12 protein-coding genes are annotated in these 15,047 nt (G+C 72.2%); 10 read left to right on the top strand and 2 right to left on the bottom strand.

The genetic code is table 11. From position 1 onward, the window contains the following. Window position 1: 1 nt before the first annotated feature. Window positions 2–1,666, top strand: coding sequence for an MDR family MFS transporter (locus FJQ56_RS03845; RefSeq protein WP_140007857.1), 1,665 nt, complete (start codon window positions 2–4; stop codon window positions 1,664–1,666). Between the two features lie 10 nt (window positions 1,667–1,676). Continuing rightward, on the top strand, window positions 1,677–3,662 hold the full coding sequence (locus FJQ56_RS03840) for a TIGR03960 family B12-binding radical SAM protein (RefSeq protein ID WP_140007856.1): 1,986 nt from the start codon (window positions 1,677–1,679) through the stop codon (window positions 3,660–3,662). 359 nt (window positions 3,663–4,021) lie between these two features. Here FJQ56_RS03840 and FJQ56_RS03835 read toward each other — a convergent pair whose 3' ends face one another. Next, entirely contained in the window at window positions 4,022–4,759 is a 738-nt protein-coding gene (locus FJQ56_RS03835) for a DUF4190 domain-containing protein (protein WP_140007855.1), read from the bottom strand. A 105-nt stretch (window positions 4,760–4,864) separates the two neighbouring features. Between FJQ56_RS03835 and FJQ56_RS03830 the strand changes: the two genes are divergently transcribed. The 3 genes from FJQ56_RS03830 to FJQ56_RS03820 all read left to right on the top strand — a co-directional run bounded on the left by FJQ56_RS03830 (window position 4,865) and on the right by FJQ56_RS03820 (window position 10,377). Continuing rightward, complete coding sequence (locus tag FJQ56_RS03830; RefSeq protein WP_140007854.1) at window positions 4,865–6,037, top strand: winged helix DNA-binding domain-containing protein; 1,173 nt, start codon at window positions 4,865–4,867, stop codon at window positions 6,035–6,037. Window positions 6,038–6,048: 11 nt separating this feature from the next. Further along, window positions 6,049–6,783, top strand: coding sequence for a TIGR03936 family radical SAM-associated protein (locus FJQ56_RS03825; RefSeq protein ID WP_211350741.1), 735 nt, complete (start codon window positions 6,049–6,051; stop codon window positions 6,781–6,783). A gap of 297 nt (window positions 6,784–7,080) precedes the next feature. Next, entirely contained in the window at window positions 7,081–10,377 is a 3,297-nt protein-coding gene (locus FJQ56_RS03820) for an Rne/Rng family ribonuclease (RefSeq protein ID WP_140007853.1), read from the top strand. Between the two features lie 16 nt (window positions 10,378–10,393). On the opposite strand, the gene FJQ56_RS03815 is transcribed toward FJQ56_RS03820, so the two are convergent. Next, entirely contained in the window at window positions 10,394–10,747 is a 354-nt protein-coding gene (locus FJQ56_RS03815) for a hypothetical protein (RefSeq protein WP_140007852.1), read from the bottom strand. A 193-nt stretch (window positions 10,748–10,940) separates the two neighbouring features. On the opposite strand from FJQ56_RS03815, the gene rplU reads away from it, so the two are divergent. The 5 genes from rplU (at window position 10,941) to FJQ56_RS03790 (ending at window position 14,907) form a co-directional block, all read left to right on the top strand. Continuing rightward, entirely contained in the window at window positions 10,941–11,243 is a 303-nt protein-coding gene (gene rplU, locus FJQ56_RS03810) for a 50S ribosomal protein L21 (RefSeq protein WP_140007851.1), read from the top strand. 34 nt (window positions 11,244–11,277) lie between these two features. Continuing rightward, on the top strand, window positions 11,278–11,532 hold the full coding sequence (rpmA, locus tag FJQ56_RS03805) for a 50S ribosomal protein L27 (RefSeq protein WP_140007850.1): 255 nt from the start codon (window positions 11,278–11,280) through the stop codon (window positions 11,530–11,532). Between the two features lie 95 nt (window positions 11,533–11,627). Beyond that, on the top strand, window positions 11,628–13,169 hold the full coding sequence (gene obgE / locus FJQ56_RS03800) for a GTPase ObgE (RefSeq protein WP_140007849.1): 1,542 nt from the start codon (window positions 11,628–11,630) through the stop codon (window positions 13,167–13,169). Beyond that, window positions 13,156–14,235 carry a glutamate 5-kinase gene (gene proB, locus FJQ56_RS03795; protein WP_140007848.1) on the top strand — a complete coding sequence of 360 codons (1,080 nt, stop codon included), beginning with the start codon at window positions 13,156–13,158 and terminating at the stop codon, window positions 14,233–14,235. Before obgE ends, proB begins: the two co-directional genes overlap by 14 nt. 75 nt (window positions 14,236–14,310) lie before the next feature. Further along, window positions 14,311–14,907, top strand: coding sequence for a GNAT family N-acetyltransferase (locus FJQ56_RS03790; protein WP_246083971.1), 597 nt, complete (start codon window positions 14,311–14,313; stop codon window positions 14,905–14,907). The last annotated feature ends 140 nt before the right edge of the window (window positions 14,908–15,047 follow it).

The following is a 15,047-nucleotide window of genomic DNA, read 5'->3' as shown; positions in this document are numbered from 1 at the left end:
GATGACAACCACCGACCCCAAGGCGACCGGCGGCGCGGCTGCCGGGCCCGCCGGGACCACCGAGTCCGGCGACTACTCGCACACCCAGATCCTCGCGATCCTGGCCGGCCTGATGATGGGCATGTTCCTCGGCGCGCTCGACCAGACGATCGTCAGCACCTCGATCCGCACGATCGCCGACGACCTCAACGGCCTGTCGATCCAGGCCTGGGCGACCACGGCCTACCTGATCACCGCCACGATCACGACGCCCATCTACGGCAAGCTCGGCGACCTCTACGGCCGCAAGAAGCTCTTCCTGTTCTCCATCTCGGTCTTCATCGCCGGGTCGGCGCTGTGCTCGTTCGCCGGCTCGATGACCCAGCTCGCGATGTTCCGCGCCCTGCAGGGCCTCGGCGCGGGCGGGCTGTTCACCCTCGTCCTGGCGATCATCGGCGACCTGGTCAGCCCGCGGGAGCGGGCCCGCTACACCGGCTACTTCATGGCCATGTTCGGCACCTCGAGCGTCCTGGGCCCGCTGATCGGCGGGTTCTTCGCCGGCCAGGACTCCATCCTCGGCGTGACCGGGTGGCGCTGGGTGTTCCTGGTCAACGTGCCGATCGGGCTGGCCGCCCTCGTCGTCGTGACCCGCACGCTCCACCTGCAGACGCCGAAGCCCGTCGGCAAGGTCCGCATCGACTGGTGGGGCGCCCTGTCGTTGGTCGTCGCCCTCGTCCCGGTGCTGACGGTGGCCGAGCAGGGTCGTGAGTGGGGCTGGACCTCCGGTCGCTCCCTCACCTGCTACGTCGTGGGTGCCCTCGGCCTCGTCGCGTTCGTCCTGGCCGAGCGGGCGATGGGCGACGCGGCCCTGATCCCGCCCAAGCTCTTCAAGATCCGCGCCGCGGTGGTCACCATCGCCGCGAGCGTCGTCGTCGGCGTCGCGATGTTCGGCGGCATCATGCTGCTGCCGCTCTACATGCAGATCGTCCACGGCGCCTCGCCGACCGAGTCGGGTCTGCTGACCCTGCCGATGGTGGGCGGGCTGATGATCGCCTCGATCGGCTCCGGCCGGATCATCAGCCGCACCGGCCAGGTCCGGGTGTTCCCGATCATCGGCTCGTCGATGGTCGTGGTGGCCCTCGTGGCGCTGTCCTTCACCACCGCCGACACGTCGCTGCTGTGGGTGATGCTGGCGATGTTCGTGCTGGGCCTCGGGCTCGGTCAGTGCATGCAGCCGCTGCTGCTGACGATGCAGAGCGCCGTGCCGCCCAGCGACATCGGCGTGGCGACCTCCTCGGCGACCTTCTTCCGCCAGATGGGCGGCACCCTGGGCGTCGCGGTCCTGCTGTCGGTGCTGTTCGGCACCGTGGGCGCCAACATCTCGACCGCCTTCGCCGACGAGGCCGACAACCCCGAGGTCGCCACCGCCCTGCGCGACCCGTCGTTCCAGGACACCATCGCCGGGGTCCAGGACGACTCCTCGGTGATCGAGACGCTCGACCCGGCCGTGGCCCACCCGATCAAGGTCGGCTTCGCCGAGTCCATGGACACGGTGTTCCTGATCGCCGCCGGTGCCGGCGTGCTGGCGTTCCTGATCCTGCTGATGATGCCCAAGGTCGAGCTGCGGGCGACCTCGGCCGCCGCGGCCGTGCGCAGCGAATCGGGAGCAGGACCAGGGCCCGCGTAGCCTGGATCCCATGTCCGCCAGCGTCTTCCCCCGCCTCGAGCCCCACCTCCCGTCGGTGTCCAAGCCGATCCAGTACGTCGGTGGCGAGCTCAACTCCACCGTCAAGGACTGGGACTGCGCGACCACGTCGGGCGAGGGTGGCCCGACGGTCCGCTGGGCCCTGATGTACCCCGACGCCTACGAGGTCGGCCTGCCGAACCAGGGCGTCCAGATCCTCTACGAGGTGCTCAACGAGCGCGACTGGATCCTCGCCGAGCGCACGTACGCCGTGTGGCCCGACATGGAGGCCGTGCTGCGGGCCGGCGACGAGGCCGGGCCGATCCCGCAGTTCACCGTCGACGCCCACCGCTCGGTCAAGGACTTCGACGTCTTCGGGCTGAGCTTCTCCACCGAGCTCGGCTACACCAACATGCTCAACGCCCTCGACCTGGCCGGCATCCCGCTGCACGCCGCCGACCGCACCGAGGCCGACCCGATCGTGCTCGCCGGTGGCCACGCGGCGTTCAACCCCGAGCCGATCGCCGACTTCATCGACGCCGCCGTCCTCGGTGACGGCGAGGAGGTCGTGCTCGCGATCTCCGACGTCGTGCGCGAGTTCAAGACCCAGGGCGAGCCGGGTGGGCGCGACGAGCTGCTGCGCCGCCTCGCGGTGACCGGCAACATCTACGTCCCGCGCTTCTACGACGTCTCCTATGACGACGCCCCGGGCGGGACCGGCGCCGTCGTCGCGGTCACGCCCAACCGCCCCGGTGTCCCGCACCGCGTCACCAAGCACACGCTGATGGACCTCGACGCCTGGCCCTACCCGGCCAAGCCGCTGGTGCCGCTGGCCGAGACCGTCCACGAGCGCTTCAGCGTCGAGATCTTCCGTGGCTGCACCCGTGGCTGCCGCTTCTGCCAGGCCGGGATGATCACCCGCCCGGTGCGCGAGCGCAGCATCGAGACGATCGGCGCGATGGTCGAGAACGGCATCCGCAAGACCGGCTTCGAGGAGGTCGGCCTGCTCTCGCTCTCGAGCGCCGACCACACCGAGATCGGCGAGCTCGCCACCGACCTGGCCGACCGCTACGAGGGGTCCAACGTCTCGCTGTCCCTGCCCAGCACCCGCGTCGACGCCTTCAACATCACGCTGGCCAACGAGTTCTCCCGCAACGGCCGTCGCTCCGGGCTCACCTTCGCCCCTGAGGGCGGCAGCGAGCGGATGCGCAAGGTGATCAACAAGATGGTCACCGAGGAGGACCTGATCCGCACCGTCGCGGCGGCCTACTCCCACGGGTGGCGCCAGGTGAAGCTCTACTTCATGGTCGGCCTCCCCACCGAGACCGACGAGGACGTCATGCAGGTCGCCGAGCTCGCCAAGGCCGTGATCGCCAAGGGCCGCGAGGTCACCGGCAAGAACGACATCCGCTGCACCGTCTCGATCGGCGGGTTCGTGCCCAAGCCGCACACGCCGTTCCAGTGGGCCTCCCAGCTCGACGTCGAGACCACCGACGCCCGGCTGAAGAAGCTGCGCGACGTCGTACGCGACGACAAGCGCTACGGCCGCGCCATCGGCTTCCGCTACCACGACGGCAAGCCCGGCATCATCGAGGGACTGCTCTCGCGCGGCGACCGTCGCGTCGGCCGCGTCATCGAGGCCGTGTGGCGCGACGGCGGCCGCTTCGACGGCTGGAGCGAGCACTTCTCCTTCGAGCGGTGGATGGCCGCCGCCGAGGCCGGCCTGGGCGGCACCGGCGTCGACCTCGACTGGTTCACCACCCGCGAGCGCGGCTACGACGAGACCCTGCCCTGGGACCACCTCGACTCCGGCCTCGACAAGGACTGGCTGTGGGCCGACTGGGAGGACGCCCTCGCGGTCGCCGACGGCAGCTCCGACGTCGAGGTCGAGGACTGCCGCTGGACCCCCTGCTACGACTGCGGCGTCTGCCCCGAGATGGGCACCGAGATCCAGATCGGGCCCACCGGCCAGCGGCTGCTGCCGCTCGCCGTCGTCTGAGCTCCACCACCACGTCGTTCGAGGTGCGAAGGCCGCCAGGCCTGAGCCTCGAGACCCCGGCAGCCGACGCTCTGCGCCGCGCCCTCGTCCAGCTCGGACACCTCTCGGCTCGGCGGACCTGGCTCGTCCACGACAAACGTCGTCGTGGAAGACGGAGGTTCGTCGACCGTGGACGACAGCGGGGACTACGCGACGCGGGCTGCTTGCCCCTGCGGTGGTCTCGAGGCTCGTCGCCGGGGCTCCTCGCACCTCGACCGCCGTGCGGTCGTCGTACGACCGAACGACGACGCGGCCGCGGCGGCAGGTCCGAGGGACCTCGCCGCCGCGGCCGCGGCGTGCTGGGGGTGCTGGGGGAGCGGCTAGTTCAGCTGCTTCTCGGTGAACGACCCGCTCTTCTTCTCGGCGTAGCAGAGCGCCGCGTCGGTGCTCTTCGGGCTGGTGTCCTGGGTGACGTACTGGTACTCGACGTCGTCGCCGAGGGTGGTGACGTCGGCCGGGTCCATCAGCGCGGTGCAGATGAGGAGGGACGCGCCGGCGTCGGTGAAGTCGTCGGGGTTGGACGGGGCGACGTCGAGGTTCTCGACGTCGCTGACCTTGCCGACCCAGGTGATCTCGGCGTCGTGCTTGCCGTCGCAGTCCTGCTCGGTCAGCAGCACGGAGTCGCCGTTGTCGTTGGAGACGTCGGCGCACTCGCCGACCTTGGCCTCGTCGACGTCGACGACGGAGTTGGCGAAGAAGACGATCGCGACGATCACGCCACCGGCGACCAGGGTGCCGATGATGCCGATGATCGCGGCGGAGACGGCCGCCCAGCGACCCTTGCGCTTGCCGCCCTTGGTGCGGCTCAGGCCGACGAAGCCGAGGATGGCGCCGACGATCGACAGGCAGCAGGTGAGGCTGAGGACGAAGCCGACGATGGAGACCGCGTCGGTCTTCTTCGGTCCCTCGCCGTAGGGGTTGGGCTGCTGGCCGTAGGGGTCGCCGTAGCCACCGCCCTGGCCGTAGCCGCCGGACGAGGCCGGGCTCCCGTAGGGGTTGTTGCTGGCGTTGGGCTCGTAGGGGTTGTTGCCGGCGTTGGGGTCATACGGGTTGCTCATCGGGGCAGTCCTTAGCGCGCAGGCCCGACGGGTCGCCGGGTCGAGGTGGACGACAGTGTGTCAGGCCCGGCCCGCGCCGGCGGCAGGTCGGGCAGGATGACGCGGGTGCGTCACATCACCGACGACGAGCGGCGAGCCCGGTTGGCCCGGAGACACGCCGTGGCGCCCTGGTCCCGGGTCGGCGACGCCGAGGCCGCGACCCGCGCGATGACCGTCCTGCACTCGACCGAGCCCGCCACCGTCTACCTGTCCTGCTGGGCCCGCGTCGACGGGCTCGCCGTGGCCGACGTCGACCGGGCGCTGCACGTCGAGCGGACCCTGGTCAAGCAGCTCGCCATGCGCCGCACCCTGTTCGTCTTCCCCCGCGACCTGCTGGCGGCGGCGTGGGGGAGCGCCTCGGCCCGGGTGGCCGAGGCCGAGCTCAAGCGGATGGCCAAGGACGTCGAGAAGGCGGGGATCGCCGCGGACGGCGCCCGGTGGGTGCACGAGGCCCGGGCCGCGATCCTGGCCGAGCTGGCGACCCGGCCCGACGGCCTGACCGCGGTCGAGGTCCGCGGCCTGCTGCCCGACGTGGCGGTGAGGTTCGACGTGACCGCCGGCTCGGTGTGGAACCACGGTCGCGTGCTCACCCACCTCGGTCTCACCGCCGACCTCGTGCGGGGCACCAACACCCAGCACTGGCGGCTCTCCCGGCCGCGGTGGACCCTGATGTCCGACTGGCTCGGCTCGCCGGAGGCACCGCTGTCGCTCGAGGAGGGGTACGCCGAGATCGTCCGGCGCTGGTTGCGCACCTTCGGTCCCGGCACCGAGGCCGACCTGGTCTGGTGGCTCGGCGGCACCAAGGGAGCCGTCCGGTCCGCCCTGGCCTCGGTCGAGGCCGTCGAGGTGTCGCTCGACGGCGGCGGCACCGGGTGGGTGCTGCCCGACGACGCGGAGCCCGAGCCCGCCGCGGATCCGTGGGCGGCGCTGCTCCCGGTCCTCGACCCGACGGTGATGGGGTGGAAGGAGCGCGCCTGGTACCTCGGCGACCACGGTCCCGACCTCTTCGACCGCAACGGCAACGCCGGCACCACGGCCTGGGTCGACGGGCGTGTCGTCGGGGCCTGGGTGCAGGACGACGGGGGAGTGGTCTCGGTGCACCTGCTCGAGCCGGTGCCGGCCGCGGCACGCGCCGCGCTCGACGCCGAGGCCGCCCGGCTCACGACCTGGCTGGACGGCGTACGCGTCGGCACGGTCTATCCCAGCCCGGCCATGAAGGCCGCGCGGGCGGCGGACTAGCCTCGTCCTCCGTGAGCCGACAACCGCCCGAGCAGCAGCTGCCCCCCGTGCAGCGGCTCCGGGTGCGCTACACCAAGCGTGGCCGGCTGCGGTTCACCAGCCACCGTGACTTCAGCCGCGCCTTCGAGCGGGCGGTGTTCCGGGCCCGGGTGCCCATGGCCTACTCGTCGGGGTTCAACCCCCACCCCCGCATCTCGTACGCCGGCGCCGCACCCACCGGGTCGGCCAGCGAGGCGGAGTACCTCGAGATCGCCCTCGCCGAGGTCGTCGACACCGCCGCCATCCACGTCCTGCTCGACGAGGCGCTGCCCGACGGGCTCGACGTCCTCGAGGTGGTCGACGCCGCCGAGCTGCCGGGCGGCAGCCTGGCCGACCTGCTCACCGCCAGCCGGTGGATCATCGACACCGCGGCCCTGCCGCTGGAGGCCGAGGCGGCGGTGGCGACGTTCCTGGCCGAGGAGTCCGTGATCGTCGAGCGGATGACCAAGAAGGGCCTGCGTGAGTTCGACTGCCGTGCGGCCGTGGTCTCCCTCGCCGTGGTCGGGACCGCCGAGGCCGACGGCGACGGGGCCCGCCTCGACCTCGTCCTGCGCCACGCCGTCCCCGCCGTACGACCCGACGACGTGCTCACCGGTCTGAGCCGGTCCACGACCCTCGACGTCGGCCCGGCGCCGCTGCTGACCCGGCTGCTGCAGGGGCCGCTCGACGAGGCCGACGGCACCGTCGGCGACCCGTTCGCCCGCTGAGCGACCCCGAACGCGCCCGCCCGGTGATCGCACCGGGCCCGGGGCCGTGTGCGATAGTGGCCCCGACGGCTCCTCCGCCGCCTCGGCACATCGAGACGGCACGGTGGGACGATCGTCGCCAGACCGCGACGCGGTCCCGGGCGGGTGACAGCAGCCCCGGGCACAGCGACCGCGGCAGGTGAGGACAGTCCCAGCGTCGGACACCGAGTGGCGCCGCCGCCCATCAGACTTCGTGGCGCCCGCCCTGTGCGGATCAGCCACCGGACAGCCCGGCGCTCGCCGGGCGAGGAGCAGCACATGGCTGACGACAACACCCAGGACGTCCCCGCCGTCGAGACCGGCGACACGCCGGCCGGGGAGCCGACCGCCGCCCCGGCCAAGAAGGCCGCCAAGAAGGCCCCGGCCAAGCGGGCGCCCGCCAAGAAGGCGGCTGCCAAGAAGGCAGCGGCGAGCGCGGACGCCCTTCCCGGGACCGACGTGACCCCGGCCGCCGAGCCCGGCGAGCCCGCCTCCACCGACACCGGGGTGGCCGACGCCGACCAGGCGAAGCCCGCCAAGAAGACCGCGACCAAGAAGGCGGCAGCCAAGAAGGCTCCTGCCAAGAAGGCCGCGGCCAAGAAGACCACCAAGAAGGCCGCAGCCGCCGAGGCCACCGCTGTCGAGGCCGTCGAGCCGGCTGGCTCGGCCGAGGGCGAGGACGTGGCCGACCAGGGCGTCATGCCGCTCTTCCAGGTGCCCGAGAAGGTCGTCCCGGCCAAGCGCACCCGCACCCGCAAGGCCGCGGTCCCCCCGCCGGTCGAGGAGCCCCCCGCGGTCGAGCCCGTCGAGCCCGTCGAGCTCGACGAGGACGAGGACGAGGACGACACCGAGGCCACCTGGGACGCACTGGAGGCCGCAGCCGACGGGACGCTCCCGGCCGCCGACGCCACCGACACCACCGCCACCGACACCGCCACCGCTGCCGACACCGCCGGCGAGAGCTCGGACGACGGCGCCGGTGACGAGTCCGACGACGAGTCGGACGACGACTCCGACGACGAGGCCGCCGGCGACACCGGACCCCGCCGCCGCCGCCGCCGAGGCGGCCGCCGTCGTCGTCGTAGCGGGTCCGGCGAGGGTGGCGACGCCGACGCCGACGCGACCGAGGGCGACGAGCCCACGGGCGACCGCGCCCGTGGCGGCCGCGGCGCCCAGCAGGACCAGGGCGCCGACAGGACCGAGAAGTCCGAGCAGGGTGACAAGGCCGAGGGCGCCGAGGGTGCTGACTCCGCCGAGGGTGCTGACTCCGAGTCCGGCGAGGCCGAGGGTGGCACGTCCACCCGTCGTCGCCGCAAGCGTCGCCGCGAGGGCGACGACGGTGGCTCCGACGAGCCCGGCACGACCACGCGCGTGCGTCGCGCCCGCAACGCCGAGGACGAGATCACCTCGATCCAGGGCTCGACCCGTCTCGAGGCCAAGAAGCAGCGCCGCCGCGACGGGCGCGAGGCCGGCCGTCGCCGCGCCCCCATCGTCAGCGAGGCCGAGTTCCTGGCCCGACGCGAGTCGGTCGACCGCGTCATGGTGGTGCGTCAGCGCGACGAGCTGACCCAGATCGGCGTCCTCGAGGACAAGATCCTGGTCGAGCACTACGTCGCCCGCGAGTCGCAGACCTCGCTGATCGGCAACATCTACCTCGGCCGGGTCCAGAACGTGCTGCCCTCGATGGAGGCTGCGTTCATCGACATCGGCAAGGGCCGCAACGCCGTCATCTACGCCGGCGAGGTCAACTGGTCGCAGCTGGGCCACAAGGACGGCCAGCCGCGCAAGATCGAGTCGGTCCTCTCCTCGGGCCAGACGATCCTCGTGCAGGTCAGCAAGGACCCCGTCGGCCACAAGGGCGCCCGCCTGACCAGCCAGATCAGCCTGGCCGGCCGGTTCCTCGTCTACGTGCCCGACGGCACGACGTCCGGCATCTCCCGCAAGCTGCCCGACACCGAGCGCAACCGCCTCAAGACCCTCCTCAAGGAGGTCGTCCCGTCCACGGCGGGTGTCATCGTCCGGACGGCGGCCGAGGGCGCCAGCGAGGAGGAGCTCACCCAGGACGTCGAGCGGCTCAAGGCGCGCTGGGAGGAGATCGAGTCCAAGGCCAAGAGCAAGAGCGGCAACCCCCAGCTCCTGCACGGCGAGCCCGACCTGACCCTCAAGGTGGTGCGCGACCTCTTCACCGAGGACTTCGCCCGGCTCGTCATCCAGGGCGACGACGCCTGGGACCTCGTGCACGGCTACGTCGAGGGCATGGCCCCCGACCTGCTCGAGCGCGTCGAGAAGTACGACCCCACCGAGCACAACGGCGTCGACCTGTTCTCGACCTACCGGATCGACGAGCAGATCGCCAAGGCCGTCGACCGCAAGGTCTTCCTGCCCTCCGGGGGCTCCCTGGTCATCGACCGCACCGAGGCCATGACGGTCGTCGACGTCAACACCGGCAAGTTCACCGGCTCCGGCGGCAACCTCGAGGAGACGGTCACCAAGAACAACCTGGAGGCCGCCGAGGAGGTCGTGCGCCAGCTCCGGCTGCGCGACATCGGCGGCATCATCGTCATCGACTTCATCGACATGGTCCTCGAGGCCAACCGCGACCTGGTGCTGCGCCGGATGGTCGAGTGCCTGGGCCGCGACCGCACCCGCCACCAGGTCGCCGAGGTCACCTCGCTCGGCCTGGTGCAGATGACCCGCAAGCGCATCGGCACCGGCCTGATCGAGGCCTTCAGCGAGACCTGCGACCACTGCCAGGGCCGCGGCGTGATCATCCACGACCTGCCCGTCGAGCCCAAGCGGAGTGCCGACGACGGCGGCCACGGCGGCTCAGGTCGCAGCGGTGGTCGTGGCGGCAACGGTGGCGGCAACGCCAACGGCAACACCGGCGGTGGCAACGGCAACGGTGGCGGTGGCGGTGGTACCAGCAGCAACGGCGGCAACGCCGGTACCGAGGCCGACGGCGAGCGTCGTGGACGTCGACGTGGTGGCCGCGGCCGCGGCGACGACGCCCCGGCCGCCCCGGTCGCGGCTCCCGCCGCCTCGGCCCACAAGCCGACGCCGGCGGAGTTCGCCGCGATGGCCAAGGCCGAGACCCACAAGGAGGAGCTCGCGGCGCTCGATGCCGCCGAGGCCCTCGACGCGGTCGAGCCCACGGTGGAGGTGTCCGAGCCGACGGTCGAGATCGTCGAGCAGGCGCCCGAGCTGTCCGCCCAGGAGGCCGAGCCCGTGGCGCCGGTCGTCCCGGCCGAGCCCAAGGTCATCACCCGGACCCGTCGCGGCGTCAGCCGTTCGGTGACCACGACGGCGCCGGTGGCGCCCGTCGAGGTCGTCGTCCCGGCCCCCGCGCCGGTCGCGGCTCCCGAGGCCGCGCCCGAGCCGCCGAAGGTGGTCACCCGCACCCGCGGTGGCGCCCGTCGTACGGCGGTGGCGGCGGAGCCCACCGAGCCCACTGAGCCCACTGAGTCGACCGAGCCGGGCGAGCCCACCGAGCCGGAGGTCGGCGGCGACGCCGAGGTCGACGGCGAGTCGGGCCTGCACGTGCCGATCAAGCGCAAGGGCGGCGCCCGCAAGCGCTGAGGCGGCTCAGCCGGACTCAGACGTGGGTGACCACGATCAGCAGGACCACCCACACGGCGAACGCGACCATCGGCACCCAGAACGCCAGCTTCTTGGCGCTCATCAGGGCGACCGACGCGGCGACGGCGACCAGCCACAGGCCCCAGGTCGGCACCAGCACCAACGCCATCAGCCCGCTGGAGTCGCCGTCGCCGGCCTCGACGAACAGGCCGACGATCGCGGCCATCAGGGTGACCAGCAACGCCCCGAGCAGCAGCGCCACGAGCTCGACGATCGTGACGACGACGTCGCCGGTGCGGGTCTCGGACGGCGGCGGCGCCGTCGGGCCGGGGGACGGGTAGGGCTCGAAGGAGAAGGGGGCACCGCTCATCCGGCGACCCTACGGTCCCGCAGGGGTGTCCGGGGAGCCCGGTCGTTTTGCCCTCGCGGTGCGGCGTCCGTACGATGGCTCCTTGTGCGTCCGGCAACGGAACGCCCCTGCCCGGCACCCACCCTCGTCCTCGAGCGCGGTCGGCCGTGCCGCAGGCCTCAAGACCGAGCAGTGACAGACGAAGGAGACCGCGGTGTACGCGATCGTGCGCGCAGGCGCGAAGCAGCAGAAGGTCGCTGTCGGCGACGTCATCGAGATCGACCTGGTCACGACCCCCGTCGGTGACACGTTCACCTTGCCGGTCGTGCTGACCGTCGACGGCGAGACGATCAAGGCCACCGGCCTCGAGAAGGCCTCGGTCACCGTCGAGGTCCTCGGCGGCACCAAGGGCCCCAAGATCGTCATCCAGAAGTACAAGAACAAGACCGGCTACAAGAAGCGCCAGGGCCACCGTCAGAAGTACACCCAGGTCCGCGTGACCGACATCTCCGCCTGACCCGATCCCTGACTGAGACTGAAGGACTACTGACATGGCTCACAAGAAGGGCGCCGCGTCCACCAAGAACGGCCGCGACTCCAACTCCCAGCGACTCGGCGTCAAGCGCTTCGGCGGTCAGCTCGTCAACGCCGGCGAGATCATCGTCCGCCAGCGTGGCACGCACTTCCACCCGGGCAGCGGCGTGGGTCGGGGCGGCGACGACACCCTGTTCGCGCTGCAGCCCGGCGCGGTCGAGTTCGGCGTCAAGCGCGGCCGTCGCGTCATCAACATTCTGCCGTCGGAGTGAGCTGACGCTCACCCCGCTTCACCTGCACCACCACGACAGGGCGTCCCGCACCGGGGCGTCCTTCGTGGCTTTTCGTAGCCTCTAGGAGCACCCTCATGGCCGTCCCCACGTTCGTCGACCGCGTGACCCTCAACGTCAGCGCCGGGCGCGGCGGGCACGGTGTCGCCTCGGTGCACCGTGAGAAGTTCAAGCCGCTCGGCGGCCCCGACGGCGGCAACGGCGGCCCGGGCGGCTCGGTGATCCTGCGGGTCGATCCCAACGTCACCACGCTGGTCGACTACCACCACAGCCCGCACCGCAAGGCCGAGCACGGCGGCCACGGCGCCGGTGCCCACAAGAACGGCGGGCACGGCGCCGACCTGGTGCTGCCGGTCCCCAGCGGCACCGTGGTCAGCCTCAAGACCGGTGAGGTCGTCGCCGACCTGGTCGGCGCCGGCACCGAGCTCGTGGTCGCCGAGGGTGGTCGCGGCGGCCTCGGCAACGCCGCGCTCGCCAGCTCCAAGCGCAAGGCCCCCGGGTTCGCGCTCCTCGGCGAGCCGGGCCACGAGATCGAGGTCGTCCTCGAGCTCAAGGTCGTCGCCGACATCGGGCTGGTGGGCTTCCCCAGCGCCGGCAAGTCGAGCCTGATCGCCTCCATCTCGCGCGCCCGGCCCAAGATCGCCGACTACCCGTTCACGACCCTGGTCCCCAACCTCGGGGTGGTGACCGCCGGCGAGACGACGTTCACCGTCGCCGACGTACCCGGTCTGATCGAGGGGGCCAGCGACGGCCGCGGCCTGGGCCACGACTTCCTGCGCCACGTCGAGCGGTGCGCCGCGCTGGTCCACGTGCTCGACACCGCGACCCTCGAGCCCGGCCGCAACCCGGTCGACGACCTCGACATCATCGAGCTCGAGCTGAGCCGCTACGGCGGGCTCGAGGACCGGCCCCGGCTCGTGGCCCTCAACAAGGTCGACGTGCCCGACGGGCGCGACATCTCCGACATGGTCATCGAGGAGCTCACCGCCCGCGGGCTGAAGGTGTTCCCGGTCTCGGCGGCCTCCGGCGAGGGCACCCGGGCCCTGACCTTCGCGATGGCCGAGATCGTGCTGGCCGCCCGCGTCGAGGAGGCCGAGGAGGTCGCCACCCGCATCGTGCTGCGCCCGCCCAGCGTCGACGGGGCCGGAGACTTCACCATCGCCCAGGAGAGCGACGGCTGGCGCGTGCGCGGCGCCAAGCCCGAGCGCTGGATCCGCCAGACCGACTTCAGCAACGACGAGGCCGTCGGGTTCCTCGCCGACCGGCTCGACCGGCTCGGCGTCGAGCGCAAGCTCGTCGAGCTCGGCGCGGTCGAGGGCGACACCGTGCTCATCGGTCACCCCGACAACTCGGTCGTCTTCGACTTCAAGCCGGGTCTCGACGCCGGTGCCGAGAACCTCGCCCGACGTGGCGAGGACACCCGGATGCGCGAGGAGCGGGCCGCCGTGGGCCGTCGTCGCGCGATCGCTGCCAACATGCCCGACCGCACCGAGGCCGAGACCCGCGCCGACGTGGCCCGCCGCCTCGACAAGCCCGAGGTCTACGGGCCGACGTCCTACGAGATCAAGTCGCCCGACGATCCCGACTGGGCCGAGGAAGACCCCGGTGCCCAGGACTGAGGTCACCGGGGCCCGACGGGTCGTCGTCAAGGTCGGCTCCTCCTCGCTGACCAGCACGGCCGGGGGCCTCGACCCGGCACGCCTGGGCGCGCTCGTCGACGCCCTGGCGTCGCTGCGCTCACGCGGCGTCGAGGTCGTGCTCGTCTCGTCGGGAGCCATCGCCGCCGGCCTGGCCCCGCTCGGGCTCAAGCGCCGGCCCTCTGCGCTGGCCGCCCAGCAGGCCGCGGCCGCCGTCGGCCAGGGGCTCCTCGTGCACCGCTACACCGCCGAGCTGGCCCGGCACGACATCGTCGCCGGCCAGGTGCTGCTCACCGTCGACGACGTGACCCGTCGCGCCCACCACCGCAACGCCCACCAGACCTTCAGCAAGCTCCTCGAGCTCGGCGTGCTCCCGATCGTCAACGAGAACGACACCGTCGCCACCTCCGAGATCCGCTTCGGCGACAACGACCGCCTCGCCGCCCTCGTCGCGCACCTGGTCCACGCCGACCTGCTCGTCCTGCTCTCCGACGTCGACGGGCTCTACGACGGCCCTCCCGACGACCCGTCGAGCACCCTGGTCGCCGAGGTCGCGGTCGACACCGACCTCGACGGCGTACGCCTCGGCAAGCCGGGCGCAGCCGGTCTCGGCACCGGCGGCATGGCGACCAAGGTCGAGGCGGCCCGGATCGCCACCGGCGCGGGCATCCCCGTCGTCCTCACCTCCGCGCCGCACGCCGCCGCGGCCCTGGCCGGTGACCCGGTCGGCACCCTCTTCCACGCCACCGGCCGCAAGCGCCCGATCCGGCTGCTGTGGCTGGCCCACGTGACCCAGGCGCACGGGACGCTCACCCTCGACGCGGGCGCCGTGCGCGCCGTCGTCGAGCGCCGAGCCTCGCTCCTGGCCGCCGGCATCACCGCGGTGACAGGGCAGTTCGTGGCCGGCGACCCGGTCGACCTGGCCGGGCCCGACGGCTCGGTGGTCGCCCGCGGACTGGTCGGCTTCGACGCCGACGAGCTTCCGGCGCTCCTCGGGCGCTCCCACGAGCGTGAGGTCGTGCACCGCGACGACCTGGTGCTGCTGTGACCGCCCGATGAGTCGCTGAGGGGCACCCGGTCTCGCTACCTCGTCCCGTCCGCATCAGGGTCTAGCGTGCGAGGGGTGGACGACACGATCGTGGCCCTGACCCCGCGGACCTGGGACCTGTTCGCCGACCTGGTCGAGCGCCAGGGTGGACTGTTCAGCAGCTGCTGGTGCTCGTGGTTCCACCCCCACAGCGACGACCGCGGCGTCACCGCCGAGGGCAACCGCGACTTCAAGCGGCGCATGGTCGACGACGGGGTCGCCCACGCCGCTCTGGTCGTCCGCGACGGCGAGGCGCTGGCCTGGGCGGAGTACGGCACTCCGTGCGAGCTCCCGACGATCCACCACCGCAAGCAGTACGACGCCGAGGTCGCCCTCGGCGCCCCGTCGACCGACTGGCGGGTCACCTGCATCCAGGTCGACAAGCGGTTCCGCAAGCAAGGGCTCGCCGAGGCCGCCCTGCGCGGTGCGCTCGAGCTCATCGCCGCCGCCGGGGGCGGCGTCGTCGAGGGCTACCCCCACGACCTGGCCGAGAAGAAGGCACTGGGCAAGAAGACCTCGTCGTCCTTCCTCTACAACGGCACCCGCACGATGTACGAGCGCGTGGGCTTCACCTACGACCGCCCCAAGGGGATGGGCAACTGCGTGGTGCGGCTCGAGGTCGCGCCCGCCTGAGGAGCGGGGTCGGCTGCCAACTCGCGCAATCGAACGAGTTGGGTGGGGATGCGCGGCTCCGGAGCGACCAACCCGTTCGATCGAACGAGTTGGGCTGGTAATCGGGCCCGCCAGGACCCCAACTCGTTCGATTGCACGGG

This window comes from Nocardioides plantarum, assembly GCF_006346395.1.
GTDB lineage: Bacteria > Actinomycetota > Actinomycetes > Propionibacteriales > Nocardioidaceae > Nocardioides > Nocardioides plantarum.
Note: the sequence above shows the minus strand (reverse complement) of the source record. Positions and strands in the feature narration are given on the sequence as shown.

Bases quoted from the DNA above. Each gene is read 5' to 3' on its own strand.
- FJQ56_RS03845 (WP_140007857.1), top strand. From the start codon at position 2: ATGACAACCACCGACCCCAAGGCGACCGGCGGCGCGGCTGCCGGGCCC.
- FJQ56_RS03840 (WP_140007856.1), top strand. From the start codon at position 1,677: ATGTCCGCCAGCGTCTTCCCCCGCCTCGAGCCCCACCTCCCGTCGGTG.
- FJQ56_RS03835 (WP_140007855.1), bottom strand. From the start codon at position 4,759: ATGAGCAACCCGTATGACCCCAACGCCGGCAACAACCCCTACGAGCCC.
- FJQ56_RS03820 (WP_140007853.1), top strand. From the start codon at position 7,081: ATGGCTGACGACAACACCCAGGACGTCCCCGCCGTCGAGACCGGCGAC.
- FJQ56_RS03815 (WP_140007852.1), bottom strand. From the start codon at position 10,747: ATGAGCGGTGCCCCCTTCTCCTTCGAGCCCTACCCGTCCCCCGGCCCG.
- rpmA (WP_140007850.1), top strand. From the start codon at position 11,278: ATGGCTCACAAGAAGGGCGCCGCGTCCACCAAGAACGGCCGCGACTCC.
- obgE (WP_140007849.1), top strand. From the start codon at position 11,628: ATGGCCGTCCCCACGTTCGTCGACCGCGTGACCCTCAACGTCAGCGCC.